Annotated in this window: 17 protein-coding genes and 1 pseudogene; 9 read left to right on the forward strand and 9 right to left on the reverse strand. The window is 70.4% G+C overall.

Features of this window, described 5'->3' with window-relative positions:
- Positions 1–386 precede the first annotated feature (386 nt).
- Positions 387–1028 carry a DNA-3-methyladenine glycosylase gene (locus ACFV9W_RS29365; protein WP_385766639.1) on the reverse strand — a complete coding sequence of 214 codons (642 nt, stop codon included), beginning with the start codon at positions 1026–1028 and terminating at the stop codon, positions 387–389.
- A gap of 114 nt (positions 1029–1142) precedes the next feature.
- Here ACFV9W_RS29365 and ACFV9W_RS29370 point away from each other — a divergent pair, with 114 nt between their 5' ends.
- From ACFV9W_RS29370 to ACFV9W_RS29380, 3 genes are all read left to right on the forward strand, one after another.
- The gene (locus ACFV9W_RS29370; protein WP_385766641.1) at positions 1143–1925 is read left to right on the forward strand and encodes a sporulation protein; all 783 of its coding nucleotides are present in this window, start codon (positions 1143–1145) and stop codon (positions 1923–1925) included.
- A 74-nt stretch (positions 1926–1999) separates the two neighbouring features.
- A complete protein-coding gene (locus ACFV9W_RS29375) occupies positions 2000–2542 on the forward strand; it encodes a YbhB/YbcL family Raf kinase inhibitor-like protein (protein ID WP_385766644.1) in 543 nt (180 codons plus the stop codon).
- A gap of 184 nt (positions 2543–2726) precedes the next feature.
- A complete protein-coding gene (locus tag ACFV9W_RS29380; protein WP_385766647.1) occupies positions 2727–3233 on the forward strand; it encodes an HNH endonuclease in 507 nt (168 codons plus the stop codon).
- 63 nt (positions 3234–3296) lie between these two features.
- Here the strand turns inward: ACFV9W_RS29380 and ACFV9W_RS29385 are convergent, their stop codons facing one another.
- The 3 genes from ACFV9W_RS29385 to ACFV9W_RS29395 form a co-directional block, all read right to left on the reverse strand.
- Positions 3297–4250: an SPFH domain-containing protein gene (locus ACFV9W_RS29385; protein WP_385766650.1), complete on the reverse strand. Its 954-nt coding sequence runs from the start codon at positions 4248–4250 to the stop codon at positions 3297–3299.
- Between the two features lie 135 nt (positions 4251–4385).
- Positions 4386–4820, reverse strand: a complete 435-nt coding sequence (locus ACFV9W_RS29390) for an NfeD family protein (protein ID WP_385766653.1) — start codon at positions 4818–4820, stop codon at positions 4386–4388.
- A 70-nt stretch (positions 4821–4890) separates the two neighbouring features.
- On the reverse strand, positions 4891–5688 hold the full coding sequence (locus ACFV9W_RS29395) for an ABC transporter ATP-binding protein (RefSeq protein WP_385766656.1): 798 nt from the start codon (positions 5686–5688) through the stop codon (positions 4891–4893).
- A gap of 165 nt (positions 5689–5853) precedes the next feature.
- Here ACFV9W_RS29395 and ACFV9W_RS29400 point away from each other — a divergent pair, with 165 nt between their 5' ends.
- Complete coding sequence (locus ACFV9W_RS29400) at positions 5854–6636, forward strand: hypothetical protein (RefSeq protein WP_385766659.1); 783 nt, start codon at positions 5854–5856, stop codon at positions 6634–6636.
- Between the two features lie 76 nt (positions 6637–6712).
- On the opposite strand, the gene ACFV9W_RS29405 is transcribed toward ACFV9W_RS29400, so the two are convergent.
- The 4 genes from ACFV9W_RS29405 to ACFV9W_RS29420 all read right to left on the reverse strand — a co-directional run bounded on the left by ACFV9W_RS29405 (position 6713) and on the right by ACFV9W_RS29420 (position 9405).
- Positions 6713–6952 (reverse strand): chaplin, encoded by a 240-nt coding sequence (locus ACFV9W_RS29405; protein WP_385766661.1) that lies wholly within the window; start codon positions 6950–6952, stop codon positions 6713–6715.
- 223 nt (positions 6953–7175) lie between these two features.
- Positions 7176–7421 carry a chaplin gene (locus ACFV9W_RS29410; RefSeq protein ID WP_385766664.1) on the reverse strand — a complete coding sequence of 82 codons (246 nt, stop codon included), beginning with the start codon at positions 7419–7421 and terminating at the stop codon, positions 7176–7178.
- Between the two features lie 204 nt (positions 7422–7625).
- The gene (locus tag ACFV9W_RS29415; RefSeq protein ID WP_385766667.1) at positions 7626–8267 is read right to left on the reverse strand and encodes a response regulator; all 642 of its coding nucleotides are present in this window, start codon (positions 8265–8267) and stop codon (positions 7626–7628) included.
- Positions 8260–9405, reverse strand: a complete 1146-nt coding sequence (locus tag ACFV9W_RS29420; protein WP_385766670.1) for a GAF domain-containing sensor histidine kinase — start codon at positions 9403–9405, stop codon at positions 8260–8262. The genes ACFV9W_RS29415 and ACFV9W_RS29420 overlap by 8 nt, the downstream gene beginning before the upstream one ends.
- A gap of 185 nt (positions 9406–9590) precedes the next feature.
- Here ACFV9W_RS29420 and ACFV9W_RS29425 point away from each other — a divergent pair, with 185 nt between their 5' ends.
- From ACFV9W_RS29425 to ACFV9W_RS29435, 3 genes are all read left to right on the forward strand, one after another.
- Complete coding sequence (locus tag ACFV9W_RS29425) at positions 9591–10286, forward strand: SDR family NAD(P)-dependent oxidoreductase (protein WP_385766673.1); 696 nt, start codon at positions 9591–9593, stop codon at positions 10284–10286.
- The gene (locus ACFV9W_RS29430; RefSeq protein WP_385766675.1) at positions 10286–11368 is read left to right on the forward strand and encodes an S-adenosylmethionine:tRNA ribosyltransferase-isomerase; all 1083 of its coding nucleotides are present in this window, start codon (positions 10286–10288) and stop codon (positions 11366–11368) included. The genes ACFV9W_RS29425 and ACFV9W_RS29430 overlap by 1 nt, the downstream gene beginning before the upstream one ends.
- 320 nt (positions 11369–11688) lie before the next feature.
- On the forward strand, positions 11689–12444 hold the full coding sequence (locus ACFV9W_RS29435; RefSeq protein WP_385766678.1) for a transglycosylase SLT domain-containing protein: 756 nt from the start codon (positions 11689–11691) through the stop codon (positions 12442–12444).
- 111 nt (positions 12445–12555) lie between these two features.
- Here ACFV9W_RS29435 and ACFV9W_RS29440 read toward each other — a convergent pair whose 3' ends face one another.
- On the reverse strand, positions 12556–15081 hold the full coding sequence (locus ACFV9W_RS29440) for an FHA domain-containing protein (protein WP_385766681.1): 2526 nt from the start codon (positions 15079–15081) through the stop codon (positions 12556–12558).
- A gap of 270 nt (positions 15082–15351) precedes the next feature.
- Between ACFV9W_RS29440 and ACFV9W_RS29445 the strand changes: the two are divergent.
- Both ACFV9W_RS29445 and serB read left to right on the forward strand, forming a co-directional pair.
- A pseudogene (locus ACFV9W_RS29445) lies at positions 15352–16812 on the forward strand (streptophobe family protein); the annotation flags it as partial.
- Between the two features lie 139 nt (positions 16813–16951).
- Positions 16952–18193 (forward strand): phosphoserine phosphatase SerB, encoded by a 1242-nt coding sequence (gene serB / locus ACFV9W_RS29450; protein ID WP_385766683.1) that lies wholly within the window; start codon positions 16952–16954, stop codon positions 18191–18193.
- Positions 18194–18198 lie beyond the last annotated feature (5 nt).

The raw sequence follows: 18198 nt of genomic DNA on the forward strand, positions 1-18198 counted from the left end.
TTTGGCACGCTGTTGAGTTCTCAAGGAACGGACGCTTCCTTTGTACTCACCCGCAGAACACTCTCTGGGGCTTTCCTCCGGGCGCTTCCCTTCGGGATTTCGTGTTTCCAACTCTACCAGATCCGTTTTCCGTTCCGTTTCCGGTTCGGATTTCATTTCCGGTGGCCGTTGGAGGGCCTTTGCCTTTCGGCGTGTCCACCACATTAGCCGAATCTCTCGGCAACTCATAATCGAGTTTCACGGGTTCGAATCTCGGCATGCGGGCACGCCGAAAAGACCCCGTCGAGGGAGATCGTAATGAGTGGTTTGGCCGCTTCCGGTGGTTGACTGAGAGCCAGTTCCGGCTTCAGCGGCTCGGGCCACATTACGGATCCCGTAGGGGCGCGTCAAGTTGAGCGGCGGCGCGGCGTGTGAGCCCGATAGGGGCTGACCGTCGGGTCGTTGGCCACCCAGAAGCGCCAGGGGTGGACGCCTCCCTCGCCGGAGACGCCGGTGCGGGGGCCGCTGCGTACCTGGTCAGCGGGGACGGGGTTGCCGTGCAGGACCCTCAGTGGGGCGTCCGCGCCGGCGCAGGCGTCGGTGCCGTCCAGGGACCGGTCCACCGCGAGGGCCGTGGCCATGCGCGCCGGGCCTTTGGCCAGTTCCTTGTCGTGCCGGGCCGATAGTCGACGTTCGCGGGCCAGTTCGGCGCCGTCCGTGATCTCGCCGGCGCGCAGGAGTACGGCGCTCGCTCTGCCCTCTTCGCCGCAGACCAGGTTCATGCAGTGCCACATGCCGTAGGTGAAGTAGACGTACACGTGTCCGGGGCGTCCGAACATCACGCTGTTGCGGGCGGTCCGGCCTCTGAAGGCGTGGGACCCGGGGTCGTTCGCACCGTCGTAGGCCTCGACCTCGGTGAGACGGAGCTCGATCGGCCCGTCGGGGGTCTGCCGGACCAGCGTGCGTCCCAAAAGGTCGGGGGCTACTTCCAGTACGGGTCGGTCGAAGAACTCGCGTACGAGGGGCGTACGGTCAGGGGCCGCGATCATGCCCTCCGAGGGTAGTGGAGCGGGCGGGACGGGGCTCGGCGGAACCGGGCGCGGGCGTCCCGCGTTTGTAGTCAGCAGTATCAGCAGTGGTTCGTACACGGAGGAGATCGGGTCATGGGGTTCAAGCGGCTGTTGGCGAGTCTGGGTGCGGGCGGGGCGTCCGTGGAGACGGTGCTCACCGAGGTCAATGTCGTACCCGGTGGTGTCGTTCAGGGTGAGGTACGGATCCAGGGCGGGTCCGTCGACCAGGAGATCGAGGGGCTTTCCGTCGGTCTGCAGGCGCGGGTCGAGGTCGAGGGCAACGACCAGGAGACGAAGCAGGACATCGAGTTCACCAAGGTGCGGCTCGGGGGTGCGTTCGAGCTGAAGGCGCAGGCCGTGCACGCCGTTCCGTTCGGGCTCGAGATTCCGTGGGAGACGCCCGTCACGACGATCGACGGGCAGCAGCTGCGCGGCATGAACATCGGCGTGACGACCGAGCTGGAGATCGCTCGGGCCGTCGACTCGGGCGACCTCGACCCGATCAATGTGCACCCGCTGCCGTCCCAGCAGGCGCTGCTCGACGCCTTCATCCGGCTCGGGTTCCGGTTCAAGAGCGCGGACATGGAGCGCGGGCACATCCGGGGTACGCGGCAGAAGCTGCCGTTCTACCAGGAGATCGAGTTCCACCCGCCGCAGCAGTACCGGGGGCTCAACCAGGTCGAGTTGAGCTTCGTGGCCGACGACCGGGAGATGGACGTCGTACTGGAGATGGACAAGAAGCCGGGTCTGTTCAGCGAGGGCAGCGACACGTTCCGGTCGTTCGTCGTCGGGCACCACGACTTCCAGGGCACGGACTGGTCCGCGTATCTGAACCAGTGGCTGTCCGAGGTCGGCAGCAAGAAGAACTGGTTCTAGGGTTCTAGGGTTTCAGGAGCAGGGTCGTCAGGCCCTGTGGGACCAGTGTTGCCGTAGATCCAGGAGGTGTCGTTGTGACCGAGCAGCCCACGAGGGCTTCGCTTCCTCATGACTTTCATCCGCAGGTGCCGTCGTTCACCGTCGTGAGCCAGGACTTCGAGCCGGGCGGGACGCTGGACGACGCGCAGGTGTACGCGGCCGGGAACACGTCGCCGCACCTGCGCTGGGAGGGCTTCCCGGCGGAGACCAAGAGCTTCGCCGTGTCGTGCTTCGACCCGGACGCGCCGACCGGCAGCGGGTTCTGGCACTGGAGCGTGTTCGACATTCCGGCCTCGGTGACCGAACTCCCGGTGGGCGCCGGCAGCGGCAAGTTCGAGGGGCTTCCCGAGGGCGCCGTGCAGGTGCGCAACGACTACGGGACGAAGGAATTCGGGGGCGCCGCGCCGCCTCCCGGAGACCCGGCCCACCGTTATGTGTTCACCGTGTACGCGGTGGATCAGGAGAAGCTGGGTCCGGATTCGGATGCTTCTCCCGCTTTCGTCGGGTTCAACCTGCGGTTCCACACGATCGCCCGGGCCCAGGTCATCGCCGAATACGGGGCTCCCGCCGAGAGCTGATCCGCTTTCCCAGCGTTCACCGAACGTTTGCCCGTCCCTGGTCATGGAATTGATCAGGGGCGGGCAGTTTTTTTCCTGGTCCCCCAGGGGGCTGCAGTTATTGCGTTGTCCATCTCGGCGTGCACGGCCAGAGTTGACGCACGGACGCCGAGGGGCGATCCGCTGCGTACGGGAGGTGGGCAGGGTGCGGGACACACTGGTGCTGAACGCGAGCTTCGAGCCGCTCTCCACTGTGACGCTCAATCGAGCCGTCGTGCTGGTGCTGCAGGACAAGGCCGTCGTCGAGCAGGTCCACCCCGAGCTGCGCATGCGCGGGGCCGCGATCGACATCCCGGTGCCCCGGGTGATCAGGCTGTGCAGGTACGTCCGGGTGCCGTTCCGAAGACGCGCGCCGTGGTCCAGGCGGGGCGTGCTCGTACGGGATCAGCACCGGTGCGCGTACTGCGGCAAGCGGGCGACGACGGTCGATCACGTGGTGCCGAAGTCGCACGGCGGTGCTGATTCCTGGCTGAACACGGTGGCGTCCTGCGCCGACGACAACCACCGCAAGGCGAACCGGACGCCCGAGCAGGCGGGGATGCCGCTGCTGCGGCAGCCGTTCGAGCCGACGCCCGCCGATGCGATGCTGCTGTCGCTCGGTGCCGGCGGGCGGGCCGGGCTGCCGGACTGGCTGGCGCAGACCGCCGCGTAGGGACGTGACAGGGCGAGGGCCCGCCGACCATGTGGTCGGCGGGCCCTCGCGGTGTCAGGGGCGTCAGTCGATCGGCGGCTGTTCGCGGCGCGGCTGGGGCGGGGTCGGCATCACCGGCGGCGTCTTCGCGTCGCTGCCCGGCGTGGCGCCGAAGTTGCCGAAGGCGCCCGAAAGGCCCTTGAGGGCGTCGCCGATCTCGCTGGGGACGATCCAGAGCTTGTTGGCGTCGCCCTCGGCGATCTTCGGGAGCATCTGCAGGTACTGGTACGAGAGCAGCTTCTGGTCCGGGTCTCCGGCGTGGATGGACTCGAAGACCGTACGGATGGCCTGGGCCTCGCCCTCCGCGCGCAGCGCCGCGGCCTTCGCCTCGCCCTCGGCCTTGAGGATCGCGGACTGCTTCTCACCTTCGGCGGTGAGGATCTGGGACTGCCGGATGCCTTCGGCGGTGAGGATTGCGGCGCGCTTGTCACGGTCGGCGCGCATCTGCTTCTCCATCGAGTCCTGGATGGAGGTGGGCGGCTCGATCGCCTTGAGCTCGACGCGGTTGACGCGGATGCCCCACTTGCCGGTGGCCTCGTCGAGGACGCCGCGCAGCGCCGCGTTGATCTCCTCGCGGGATGTCAGGGTCCGCTCCAGGTCCATGCCACCGATGATGTTTCGCAGGGTGGTGACCGTGAGCTGCTCGATGGCCTGGATGTAGCTGGCGACCTCGTAGGTGGCCGCCCGCGCGTCCGTCACCTGGTAGTAGATGACGGTGTCGATGTTGACCACCAGGTTGTCCTGGGTGATCACCGGCTGCGGCGGGAACGGCACGACCTGCTCGCGGAGGTCGATGCGGTTGCGGATCGAGTCGATGAACGGGACGACGATGTTCAGGCCCGCGTTCAGCGTGCGTGTGTAGCGGCCGAAGCGCTCGACGATGGCGGCGCTGGCCTGCGGGATGACCTGGATGGTCTTGATCAGCGCGATGAAGACCAACACCACCAGAATGATCAGGACGATGATGATCGCTGACATCGAGTCTCCCGTGCCCCTCGTACCGTTCGTACCGTCGTGGTTCCGGCGCCCTCGCGCCGGAAGATCATGAAGTCTTGCGCGTCGAGTGTGTCAGAACTGCCCACGTGGCGGGGCTGGTTCGGGCCACATATCGGTTCACATGACGATCGCCGTGGCGCCTTCGATCTCGACCACGTCGACCTGGCGGCCCGGTTCGAAGGTGGCGTCGGTGTCGAGGGCGCGGGCGGACCAGATCTCGCCGCCGAGTTTGATGCGGCCGCCCTCCTGGCCGTCGACGCGCTCGACGACGAGGGCCTGTTTGCCCTTCAGCGCCTCGACGCCGGTCGCGAGTTGAGGTTTCTGGGCGCGGTGCCGGGCGGCCACGGGTCGTACGACCGCGATGAGCGCGCACGAGACGACCGCGAACACGATCACTTGGAGGACGACTCCGCCACCCATGCCCGCCGTGACGGCGCCCGCGACGGCGCCGACGGCGAGCATGCCCAGTTCGGGCATGGCGGTGATGACGAGCGGGATTCCGAGTGCGGCCGCCCCGATCAGCCACCACACCCATGCGTCGATGTCTGCCACACGGCCATGGTAGATCGGCAACTGCCGCGCGGACAGGGGCCGTCCGGTCCGCGCGGGGGCGCGTGGACGCTCAGCTCAGGGGCAGACCGGTGGCGGTCCAGCGGCCGTTGTTCTCCTCGACGACCAGCGGGAGGCCGAAGCACTTGGAGAGGTTGCGGGAGGTGAGCTCGAGCTCGATCGGGCCCGCGGCGAGGATCCGGCCCTGACGGATCATCAGGACGTGCGTGAATCCGGGGGCGATCTCCTCGACGTGATGCGTGACCATGATCATCGAGGGGGCGATCGGGTCGCGGGCGAGGCGGCCGAGGCGGCGGACCAGGTCCTCGCGGCCGCCGAGGTCGAGGCCGGCGGCGGGCTCGTCGAGGAGGAGCAGCTCGGGGTCGGTCATCAGGGCGCGGGCGATCAGCGTGCGCTTGCGCTCTCCTTCGGAGAGCGTGCCGAACTTACGGTCCAGGTACTCGTTCATGCCGAGGCGGTCGAGGAACGCGCGGGCGCGCCGCTCGTCCACCTCCTCGTACTCCTCCTGCCAGCCGGCCGTCATGCCGTAGGCGGCGGTGAGCACGGTCTGCAGGACGGTCTGCCGCTTGGGCAGCTTGTCGGCGAGCGCGATGCCGGCCATGCCGATGCGCGGTCGCAGCTCGAAGACGTCCGTGCCGGGCTTGCCGAGGGTCTCGCCGAGGATCGTGGCGGTGCCGGCGCTCGGGTAGAGGTAGCTCGAGGCGACGTTCAGGAGGGTGGTCTTGCCCGCGCCGTTGGGTCCGAGGATGACCCAGCGCTCCCCCTCCTTCACCGACCAGGAGACCTGGTCCACCAGAGCCCGGCCCTCGCGGACCACGGATACGTCCTCCAGCTCCAGTACATCGCTCATGAGCGCGTTGTCTCCCATTGCAGTCTCGTCTGTTCGCCGCGTCCGTCGTGCCTTCGCACTGTTCCTGCTCGGCACGGCCCCCAGGGAAAACCTACGCCACCGCCCCAGCGGTCCATTCCATCGGTCTGGCTTTTGGCGGCTTTGCGGGCTTCTAAGGTGGAGCGCATGCTCACTGAACCACGCTCCGGACGCCTCGCGGCCTGGGGAAATGCCCTTCTTGGCGGATTTGTCGCGCCCGATGACGCGGCGCTCGCGATTGTCGGCGAGGACGCGTCACACCGCGTGGCGGGGCTGCCGGGCGAGGACGGGCCCGTCGGCCTGACGCTGGCGCTCGGCCGCCTGCGGGCGCTGGGCGTCGGCGGGCTGCGCGTGGCACTGCCCGCGCCGGGCCATCCGCTGGGGCTCAGCGGGCCGCCGGAGTTCAATGCGCGGGCCCTGGAGGCCGAGGAGGCGGTGGTCTGTCACGGCGCCGCGCTCGGACTGGTTCCCGAGCTGTACGAGGCCGGTCCCGAGGGCGATGTGCACACCGAGGTGATGTGGCACTGCCTGCCCGTGCGGGAGGCGCCGCCGGCGGATGTGCCCTCGCTCAGCGAGGCCGAGCGGGAGCTGGCGGAGGCGCTGCGGGACGCGACCGAGGTGCTGACGCGGCTCGACGTCGCCGGGTCCGGGCCGGTGTCCGAGGCCGCGGTGGACGCGTACCGGGCGCGGGCCGAGCGGGGGCGCGAGGCGCTCGCGCCGGGGTACCCGGGGCGGGCCGTACGGGTGCTCGAGCTGGCGCAGCGGGTGGGGCTGCTGATCTCCGTGGCGTACGAGAGCGGGCACGGGGGCGCGGTGAGCGCCTCGGAGATGGGGGCGCGGGCGCTCGCGCTGCGCCCGGTGGAGCGGACGGCGCGGCGCGCGCAGGTGGCCGCGTACAACGCGTTCGTGGAGGAGCGGGAGCGGGGCTGAGAGCAGTGACGGAAGGGGAAAGGCCCCCACGGACCGGGTCCGTGGGGGCCTTTCTGTGCCTCGGGGGCAGCGAAGCTCAGTTGTTCGCCGCGGTGTTGCCGAAGGCCGGGTTCAGCAGGCCGATCACGTTGACGGAGTTGCCGTCGACGTTCACCGGGACGTGAACCGGAACGCCGACGTTGTTGCCCGAGCCGACGCCCGGGGAGTTCGCGGCCACGCCGTCGGCGTTCGAGTCGGCGAAGGCGGCACCGGCGGAGGCGCCCGCGGCGATACCGGCGACGGCGACGGCCACGGCGGCCTTCTTGGCGATGTTCATGAGAAGCGTTCCTCCAGATATTGCGGTTCGACCCCAGCCGCGGGGTCGCACGCTGAGAAACGCGCGGGGCGCGCGGCAGACACGGGACGCCCCCTGGATCCGCTCGATTGGATCAATGGACCGACGATTCGACCAGTCGTGCCATCGAACGGGAGAACCATCCCCGGAAAGCGGACCGGCCCCGCGGGGAACACCCCGGGGGCCGGTGAAGCCTGAGCGCGCGTCAGCCGTTGTAGCCGTCGTTCGCGAACGCCGGGTTGAGGGCGCCGATCACCGTGGCGGTGTTGCCCACGGCGTTCACCGGGACGTGGACCGGGACCTGGACCAGGTTGCCGGAGCCGACGCCCGGGGACTTCGCGGCGTGGCCGTGGGCCTGCGCGCCGTCGGTGGCGGAGGCGAGGCCCGCGCCGGCGGCGACAAGGCCACCGGCCACGAGGGTGACGGCCGCGGCCTTCTTCAGGTTCATCACTTCTGGATCCTCCTAGCGGTCGCCGCGACACGACCGCCGCAGCACGCATTGGAGAACGCGGCACCGCCCGAAGGGATGCGCCATTCGGGGGACATCTACACGACGGTATGAATTCCAGAACGGAGTATGACGCTCCGAGTTGCCGCCACTCCGTGCTGCCGCCGCTTCGTGCTGCCGCCGTTTCGGTGTGCCCGCGCGTGCCCCTCAGCCCGTGACGCCGTGCCGCACGGCCCACAGGGCGGCCTGGGTGCGGTCCGCCAGGTCGAGCTTCATCAGGATGTTCGAGACATGGGTCTTCACCGTCTTCTCGGAGAGGACGAGGGCGCGGGCGATCTCCCGGTTCGAGCGGCCGTCGGCGATCAGGCCGAGCACCTCGCGCTCGCGCTCCGTGAGGGAACCGCCTCTCCCCTGCCCGTTGTTGCCGTCCTCCTGCGCGAGCAGGGCGCCCGCCACCTCGGGCTGCAACAGGATGTGGCCCGCGTGGACGGAGCGGATGGCGCCGGCCAGGGCGTCGGGGTCCACGTCCTTGTAGACGTAACCGGCGGCCCCCGCGCGCAGGGCGGGCACGACGGTGCGCTGCTCGGTGAAGCTGGTCACGATCAACACCTTGGCGGGGTTGTCGAGTTCGCGGAGCCGGCGCAGGGCGTCGACCCCGTCCATGACCGGCATCTTGACGTCCATGAGGACGACGTCGGGCTTCAGTTCCTCGGCGCGGGCGACCCCCTCGGCGCCGTCCGCGGCCTCGCCGACGACCTCGATGTCGCCCTGCACCTCCAGGAACGTGCGCAGGCCCCGGCGGACGACCTGGTGATCGTCGACCAGCAGTACCTTGATCGGGTCAGCCACCGGGGACCTCCATCTCGATCGTGGTGCCCTTGCCGGGCTCCGAATCCACTGTGAGCCGGCCGCCGACGCCGCCCGACCGGTCGCGCATGGAGACGAGCCCCAGGTGGCGGCCCGCGCTGCGGATCGCCTTGGGGTCGAAGCCCGCTCCGTCGTCGGTGACGCGCAGCACGGCGCCCTGCCCGCGCTTGTCGAGCGTGACCCGCACCTTCTCGGCTCCGGAGTGGCGCAGCGCGTTGTGCAGCGCCTCCTGGGCGACGCGCAGCAACGCCTCCTCCTGGGCGGCGGGCAGCGCCTTTATGCCGCTGGTGGTGAACGTGACGTGCGCCGAGTGGGCGCGGTCGAGCACCTGGGCCTGCGTGCGCAACGTGGCCACCAGACCGTCCTCGTCGAGCGCGGCGGGGCGCAACTCGACGACCGCCGCGCGCAGTTCGTCCGCCGCCTCCGCCGCGAGCTCCGCCACGTGCCCCAACTCCCCCTTGGCGCGGTCCGGGTCACGGTCCATCAGGGTCGCGGCGGCCTGCGCGGTCAGGCGCAGCGAGAACAGCTTCTGGCTCACCGCGTCGTGCAGTTCGTGGGCGATCCGGGAGCGCTCCTCGGCGATGGTGAGCTCGCGGCTGCGCTCGTAGAGGCGGGCGTTCGTGAGGGCGATGGCGGCGTGCTGGGCGAGGATGCCGAGCAGTTCCTCGTCGTCCTGGGTGAAGCCGCAACCGCCTTGTGGCTTGGGGCAGTTCTTATTGGCGAGGAAGAGGGCGCCGATGGTCTCCTCGCCGTCCTTGATGGGCAGACCGAGGAAGTCCGACATGTCCGGGTGGGCGGAGGGCCAGCCCTCGAAGCGGGGGTCCTCGCGGACGTCGGCGAGGCGCTCGGTCTTCGCGTCGCGCAGCATCGCGGCGAGGATGCCGTGCTGGCGCGGCAGCGGGCCGATGGCCTTCCACGTTTCCTCGCTGACGCCGTCGACGACGAACTGGGCGAAGCCCCCGTGGTCGTCCGGCACGCCGAGCGCCGCGTACTCGGCGTCGAGCAGCTCGCGGGCCGAGGCGACGATCGTCTTGAGGACGTCGCGCACCTCGAGATGCCTGCTCATGGCGAGGAGCGCGGCGCTCACCGCGGCCAAGCCTGTACGTGGACCCTGACTCATGACCTCACCGTACCGGCGGGGTGTGACAGCCGGATCGGACCGATGACGCCCTTCGCCTAGGTCGGTCGGCGTAGGGCGAAGGGCCCTGCGTTGTTGCTGCTCGCGTACGAGGTGCCGAGGGGGTCCGCATTCCTACGTTGAGGACACGACGCACAACGGATGACGTACTCAAGGGGACGGTTGTCATGACGGTAGCGATCATCACGGGGGCCTCGCGGGGGTTCGGGAAGGCGTTCGCCGCGGCGCTGGCCGAGCGGGGCTGGGATCTGGTCCTGGACGCGCGCTCCGCGGGGCCGCTGGAGGAGGCCGCGGCGGAGCTGCGCAAGCACGGCGGAGCGGTGACGGCCGTGCCGGGCGATGTCGCGGACGGCGGGCACCGGGTGGAGCTGGTCGCCGCGGCGCGGGAGTTGGGCGGGCTCGATCTGCTGGTGAACAACGCGAGCGTGCTGGGCGCGGAGCCGCTGGTGCCGCTCGACCGGCATGCGCTGGACGACTTCAGGGCGGCGTTCGAGGTCAATGTGGTGGCGCCGCTCGGGCTGCTCCAGGAGGCGCTGCCGCTGCTGCGCGAGTCGCCGGCCGGGACAGTGATCGCCATGAGTTCGGACGCGGCCACGGAGGCGTACCCCACCTGGGGCGGCTACGGGTCGACGAAGGCGGCCCTCGACCAGCTCACGGCGGTGCTCGCGGTGGAGGAGCCGGGCCTGCGGGTGTGGGCGGTCGACCCGGGCGGGATGCGCACGGAGATGCTGGCGGCGGCCGAGCCGGACGAGGATCTGAGCGAGGTGCCGCGCCCCGAGGACGTGGCCCCCGCCTTCCTGCGGCTCCTGGACCGGCGGCCCGCGAGCGGGCGCTACTCCGCCCCTTCCCTCCTGGAGGCGTGATGGCGCTGGCGCTGCGGGTGCCCGAGGAGCTGTCGGCGCGGGTCCCGGCCGAGCAGCGGGGGCCCGGCCGGGACAGATCGTCCGTACGCCTTCTGGTGTCGCGCGGCACCGCCGCCACCCATCACCGCTTCCCCGAGCTGCCGTCCGTGCTGCGGGCCGGGGACCTGCTCGTCGTCAATACGTCCCCCACGTTGGCGGCCGCCGTGGACGGGCGGCTCGGGCACGCGCGCGTGGTCGTGCACTTCTCGACGCGCGGCGACGACGGGCGCTGGGCGGTGGAGCTGCGGGAGCCGGACGAGCGGGGCACCACGGGGCCGCGCCCCGGCGGGCCCGCCGGGTCCGTGGTCGCACTCCCCGGCGGCGTACGCCTCGTATATGAGGAGCCGCTGGCCGCCGGGAGCGAGCGGCTGTGGTGGGTGCGGGCGTCCGGGGACGTGCCCGCGCTGCTCGGCCGGCGCGGGCGGCCCATCCGCTACTCCTACACGGAGCGGGACCAGCCGCTGGCCGCCTACCAGACGGTGTTCGCGCTGCCGTACGCCGGCGGGGCGGGCAGTGCGGAGATGCCGAGTGCGGCGCGGCCCTTCACGGAGTCGGTCGTGTCGCGGCTCGTGAGCCGGGGTGTGCAGTTCGCGCCGATCACGCTGCACACGGGGGTGGCGTCGGCCGAATCGCACGAGCCTCCTTATGCGGAGCGTTTCGAGGTGCCCGAGGCGTCGGCCCGGCTGATCAACGCCGCGCGGGCCGCGGGGCAGAACGTCATCGCCGTGGGGACCACCGCCGTGCGGGCCGTGGAGTCCGCCGTCGACGGCCAGGGGGTCGTGCGGGCGGCGCGCGGCTGGACGGATCTCGTGGTGACGCCCGAGCGCGGGGTACGGGTGGTGGACGGGCTCCTGACCGGGCTGCACGAGCCGGAGGCCTCTCATCTCCTGATGCTGGAGGCGGTGGCGGGGCGGGCCGCGGTGGACCGTGCGTACGAGGAGGCGCTGCGGGGGCGCTACCTGTGGCACGAGTTCGGCGACGTGCACCTCATCCTTCCGGAGGAGAAGGCTCACGCTGCGCGTTGCAGTGGCAACTGCCGGTGAGTTCGGGATGGGGTGCGTGTGACGCCACCCATAGGGCCCACGTCACGTACGAAGGTCCGTAGTGGATGGCTGAGGGACTTAGGTCCCATGGGAGCACTGGGACAGGAAGTCGGACATCGGCTTCCTGTCCCTTTTCGTACCCCCTCGGCGCACTACCCGGCTTCGTAGATCACACCTTTGCCTCGGCATTTTGCGGCCGCTAAGAATGTCCATCGTTGTTCGGCGCCGCGGGGTCCTACCCGTGGGGTTCGTGTCCTAAACACGACCGCCCGGTCCCCCGGTCGGCGAGCGACTTCCGTTCTTAGAGAGGTCCCCATCTCATGTCCAAGCACGCCAACGCCGGCCATAGTCAGCTGACCCGCACCCACAAGTTCTCGCTCGCCGGTGTCGCCGCTCTCGGTGCCGCCGCCCTCGCGGTGACGCTGGTTCCGGGTCAGGACACCCAGGCTTCGGCGAAGGACGAGACGGTCGCCGCCGCTCCGGTCGCCTTCACCACCGGGGCCGGCACGAAGCAGATCAAGGACGTCCACGCCAGCGTCACCGACCAGCAGGCCGCCGCCAGCGAGAAGGCCAAGCAGGCCGAGGCCAAGGCGAAGGCCCGCCAGGAGGCCGAGGCGAAGAAGAAGGCCGAGGCCGAGAAGGAGGCCAAGGCCGAGGCCCAGGCCGCCGCGAAGGCGAAGGCCGAGGAGCAGGCGAAGAAGGAGCGCGAGGCCCAGGAGGCCGCCGCGCGTGCCGCCGCCCGCAAGCCGGTCTACGCCAACAACCTGGACGGCTGGATCAAGGAATCCCTCGCCATCATGAAGGACAAGGGCATTCCGGGCTCGTACGACGGCCTGCACCGCAACATCATGCGTGAGTCGGGCGGCGACCCGAACGCGGTGAACGGCACGGACATCAACGCCATCAACGGCACGCCGTCCAAGGGTCTGCTGCAGGTCATCCAGCCGACCTTCGACGCGTACCACGTCGACGGCACGCCCAACAATCTGACCGACCCGGTCGCCAACATCGTGGCCGCGGCCAACTACGCGGCCGACAAGTACGGCTCCATCGACAACGTGGACAGCGCGTACTGATCCTGTAGTCGGGACCTCCAGGTCCGGCACACGCTGAACCCCCACGGCACGAAGGGCGGCACCGTACGGTGCCGCCCTTCGTGTTTCTTACGTACGGAGTACGTAAGCCGGTCACTTGCGCATGACCTCCGGCTCGTGGCGCCGCAGCAGGCGCGCGACCGCGAAGCCGCAGGCGACGCCGAGCAGGATCAGGATCGTGAGGTTGAGGCCCCACTGGCCGACCGAGTGCTCCCACAGCGGGTCCAGGTCGTTCGGCTTCTGCGGGTCCCACGGCGGCATCAGGCGGCCGAGGTCCAGGGTGGCCCCCGCGGCGCCGACCGCCCAGCGGGACGGCATCAGCCAGGCGAACTGTTCGAGGCCCACGGTGCCGTAGATCTGGAAGAGCACGCCGGTGAACACGACCTGGACGATCGCGAACATGACGAGCAGCGGCATCGTCTTCTCGGAGGTCTTCACCAGCGAGGAGATGACGAGCCCGAACATCATCGACGTGAAGCCGAGCGCGATGATCGAGATGCACAGCTCGGCGGCCGGCGGCAGCACCAGACCTTCCTTCGGAAGGTCACGCGTCGAGAAGCCGATGGCGCAGATGATGACGCCCTGGACGGCCGTGATGAAGCCGAGGACGATGACCTTGGACATCAGGTACGCGGAGCGGGACAGGCCGGTGGCCCGTTCGCGCTCGTAGATGACCCGCTCCTTGATCAGCTCACGGACCGAGTTGGCCGCGGCCGAGAAGCACATGCCGACCGCGATGATCAGCATGATCGTGCCGGCGTCCCCGTTGAACTTGGCCGGCGGCTTGGGCGGGCCCAGGCCGAAGTCGGCCGGGATGACCACGGAGACGATACCGAGGACCGCGGGCAGGATCACCATCAGCCCCATGAAGCCCTTGTCCGAGGCGATCACCGAGCAGTAGCGGCGGATCAGCGTGATCAGCTGGGAGCCCCAGGGCTGCGTCTTGGGCGGCTTGATCGCGGCGGGCGGCGCCACCGGGTCCGACTGCGCGGCGACGGCGTCGATGTCGGCCGCGTACATCTGGTAGTGCTGCGAGCCCTTCCAGCGGCCCGCCCAGTCGTAGTCGCGGTAGTTCTCGAACGCCGAGAACACGTCGGCCCACGTCTTGTAGCCGAAGAAGTTGAGCGCCTCCTCCGGCGGGCCGAAGTAGGCGACCGCGCCGCCCGGCGCCATCACGAGCAGCTTGTCGCAGAGCGCGAGCTCGGCGACGGAGTGGGTGACGACGAGGACCGTGCGCCCGTCGTCGGAGAGTCCGCGAAGGAGCTGCATGACGTCGCGGTCCATGCCCGGGTCGAGGCCCGAGGTCGGCTCGTCGAGGAAGATCAGCGACGGCTTGGTCAGCAGCTCCAGGGCCACCGAGACGCGCTTGCGCTGGCCACCGGAGAGGGAGGTGACCTTCTTCTCCTTGTGGATGTCCAGCTTGAGCTCGCGCAGCACCTCGTCGATGCGCTGCTGGCGCTCCTGCTCGCTGGTGTCCGCGGGGAAGCGCAGCTTGGCGGCGTACTTGAGCGCCTTCTTGACGGTCAGTTCCTTGTGCAGGATGTCGTCCTGCGGGACCAGACCGATGCGCTGGCGCAGCTCGGCGAACTGCTTGTAGAGGTTCCGGTTGTCGTAGAGGACGTCGCCCTTGTCGGCGGGGCGGTAGCCCGTGAGCGCCTTCAGGAGCGTCGACTTGCCGGAGCCCGACGGGCCGATGACCGCGATCAGCGACTTCTCGGGGACGCCGAAGGAGACGTCCTTGAGGATCTCCTTGCCGCCGTCGACGGTGACCGTCAGATGGCGCGCCGAGAACGAGACGTCACCGGTGTCGACGAACTCCTCGAGCCGGTCGCCGACCAGGCGGAACGTCGAGTGCCCTACGCCCACGATGTCGGTCGGGCCGAGCAGTGCCGTGCCGCCCTTGGGGATCGGCTGGCCGTTCACGTACGTGCCGTTGTGCGAGCCGAGGTCGTGGATCTCGAAGCGGCCGTCGGGCGACGCGTGGAACTCGGCGTGCAGCCGCGAGACCTGGAGGTCGGAGACGACCAGCTCGTTCTCCAGGGAGCGGCCGATGCGCATGACGCGGCCCAGTGCCAGCTGGTGGAACGTGGTGGGGCTGCGGTCGCCGTACACGGGCGGGGCCCCCGCGACCCCGCCGGCGGCCTGCTGCTGCGGCACCTTCTGCGCCTGGGGCCGCTGCTGCCACTCCTGCTGCGGCTCCTGGCGCTGCTGCGGCGCCTGCTGGGACCAGCTCGGCTGCTGCTGGTACTGCTGCGGAGGCGGCTGCTGCGCGAGGCCCGCGGCCTGCTGCTGCGCCTGGTGCGGCGAGGCAACGGCGGCGGCGCGGGCGCTGCCCTGTGCGGTCAGGCACGGGCCGTCGGTGGAGTTGCCCAGGTGCACGGACGAGCCGGGGCCGATCTCCATCTGGTGGATCCGCTGCCCCTGCACGAAGGTGCCGTTGGTCGAGCCGTGGTCCTCGATGACCCAACTGCGGCCGCCCCAGCTGATCGTGGCGTGACGCCAGGACACCCGGGCGTCGTCGAGCACGATGTCGCCCTGCGGATCGCGTCCGAGGGTGTACGGCCTGGACGCGTCGAGCGACCAGGTCCTGCCATTCAATTCCAGTACGAGTTCAGGCACTCCATGCCCCACTGAGTTGTCCCCCGAGTTTTGCCCCGTCATGGGGAGTCTAGGGATGTCGAACATCGTGAGGAACTATTTCAGGAAGCCCTCCGTGACCGAAAGGCGGGCCTTGCGCCGAGCCCGTTCGTATCTCCCGTACGCCCCTTGGCTCCCGCCCCGTTGACGGTACGCATGCGGCCCCGGAGAGTGGTACTCGCCCACAACTCCCTACGGATCATGAGCAACTGGGGCCTTGGGGACAGGGTGGGGCGGATCGGGGGGTCCTTGATGGCCTTGGCGGAGAGCGGCCAAGGGGCGAGGCGGCGCGCAGGCGTGCCCGTCGGTGATGTCCTGCTGTCCGCCGTGGCCGCGGTGAGCTGGGCGTTCATCGCGATGGCCGGAGTCGCGGCGCTCGGCCTGCACTTGCTGGAGGCGGACACGGTCGCTTCGCTCGGGCCGATGACGGCGGCCGTGGTGGCGCTCGGGGCGGGCGGTCGCGTGACGCCGTCCGGGGACGTGTCGGCCTTCGGGCTCGAGGGCGCGCAGGCGGACACCTCGATCGATGTCTGGCCGCTCGGTGTGGGCCTGGTGGGGGCGCTCGCGCTGAGCTGGTTCTTCCTGCGTTCCCTGCGGGCGGCGGGGGTCGAGGTCTCCCCCGGCGAACTTCTCGCGCGCGCGGGCGCGCTGGTGACGCTCTTCGTGGCGATGATGGGCGGCCTCGCCTGGGCCGGGCACGACATCATCACGATCGACGGATCGCAGCTGGGGCTCGACGACATCACGGGCGGCGGACAGGGGCTCCCCGACGACATCGCGGACAAACTGCCCGGCGGGATCGGCGAGTTGCTGCCCGACAAGGTCGGCGATCTGGTCGACGCGAAGGCGTCCGTCGGGTTCACCGTGGAGACGGTCCCCTCGCTGCTCGGCGGCGCGGCGTTCGCGGTGGGGGTCCTCGTCATCGCTCTGCTCGCGTCGCGGCGCACTCCGCTGCCGCGCGCGCTCGCCCCGCTGCACAGGACCGTCCGCCCGGCCGCCTCGGCGCTCGTCGCGGTGCTGCTGATGGCGGTCGTCGCGGGCCTGGCGGCAGCGGCGTACGCGCTGATCGGCGACGACCATCCGAAGCGGATCGCGGGCGCCGCGCTGCTGGGGGCGCCCAACGGGGTGTGGCTCGGTATCCCCATCGGCCTCTTCGTGCCCTGGGACGGCAAGGCGACGGGCGAGCTGGCGAAGCTGCTCCCGGATCCGCTGGACGAGCTGCTCGGGGCGGCGGCGAACGAGCCGGTGACGCTGGGGCGGCTCGCCGAACTCGACGGCAGGGTGTGGCTGTTGGGTGTCGCGGTGGCCGTCATGATGCTGCTGGCCGGGGTGCTGACGGCGGTGCGCTCGCCCGTGACGCGGGGCGTATGGGGGTTCGCGGGGCGGTGCGCGTTGCGGCTCGGGGGCGTGACGGCGCTCGCGCTGCCGCTCCTTGTGTGGCTCACCGACGTGTCGGCGGGGGCCTCGCTCTCCGTCCTCGGCTTCGACGCGTTCGGGGCGGGCATCGAGCTGCACGGGCGGGCCGGGGCGGCGGTACTGCTCGGGGCGGCGTGGGGGGCGGGAGCGGGGGCGCTCGGAGCGGTGCTTGCGTATGCGACCGGGAGGGCTCGGCCGGCGCCGTCCTCGGACGGTGGGCCGTCCGGGCCGGCGGGGCCGTATCAGCCCAGTCGTCCCTATCGGCCGGCCAATCCGGATACGAATCCGTATCTCCGGCCGTACGACCCGTGACGGGTGGTCCGGGGTTGCGGTCGCGGGGCTCTGCCCCGGACCCCGCGCCTCGATCGCCGGCGGGGCTCAGATGGTGGGCGTGATTGCCGGGTCCGTACACAGGCCCGATAACGTAGGGCCCATCATGAGCGCTTCGCAGCCCCAGCCCACCGCTGATGCCCCTCCCGTGGACGTTCCGGCGGATGTCCCCACTCTTCTGGTCAAGATCTTCGGCAAGGACCGGCCCGGAATCACCGCCGGGCTCTTCGACACCCTCGCCGCCTACTCCGTCGATGTCGTCGACATCGAGCAGGTCGTCACGCGCGGCCGCATCGTCCTGTGCGCCCTGGTGACCCAGCCGCCGGCCGGGCTCGAGGGAGATCTGCGGTCGACCGTCCACAGCTGGGCGGAGTCGATGAAGATGCAGGCGGAGATCATCTCCGGCATCGGCGACAACCGTCCGCGCGGCACGGGCCGCTCCCACGTCACCGTCCTCGGCCACCCGCTCACCGCCGAGTCGGCCGCGTCGATAGCGGCCGCGATCACCGGCACCGGCGGCAACATCGACCGCATCTTCCGACTCGCGAAGTACCCCGTGACGGCCGTCGAGTTCGCGGTGTCCGGCACCCCGACGGAGGCGCTGCGCACCGTCCTCGCCATAGAGGCCGCGAAGCTGGGCGTGGACGTGGCGGTCGTCTCGGCGGGGCTGCACCGGCGCGCGCAGCGGCTCGTCGTGATGGACGTCGACTCGACGCTCATCCAGGACGAGGTGATCGAGCTGTTCGCGGCGCACGCGGGCTGCGAGGACAAGGTCGCCGAGGTGACGGCGGCGGCGATGCGCGGCGAGCTCGACTTCGAGCAGTCGCTGCACGCGCGCGTGGCGCTGCTCGCGGGCCTCGACGCCTCGGTCGTGGAGAAGGTGCGCAGCGAGGTCCGGCTGACGCCGGGGGCGCGGACCCTCATCCGTACGCTCAAGCGGCTCGGCTACCAAGTGGGGGTCGTCTCGGGCGGGTTCACGCAGGTCACGGACGACCTGAAGGAGCGCCTCGGGCTCGACTTCGCGCAGGCGAACACGCTGGAGATCGTCGACGGGAAGCTGACCGGCAGGGTCACGGGCGAGATCGTGGACCGCGCGGGCAAGGCGCGCCTGCTGCGGCGGTTCGCCACCGAGGCCGGGGTGCCGCTGGAGCAGACGGTCGCGATCGGCGACGGCGCGAACGACCTGGACATGCTGAACGCGGCCGGGCTCGGCGTCGCCTTCAACGCCAAGCCGGTCGTGCGGGAGGCCGCGCACACCGCGGTGAACGTGCCGTTCCTCGACACGGTGCTCTATCTGCTGGGCATCACGCGCGAAGAGGTCGAGGCCGCCGACACCCTGGAGCCGTAGGACAG

Origin of the sequence: Streptomyces sp. NPDC059897, assembly GCF_042730865.1 — a bacterium.
Lineage (GTDB): Bacteria > Actinomycetota > Actinomycetes > Streptomycetales > Streptomycetaceae > Streptomyces.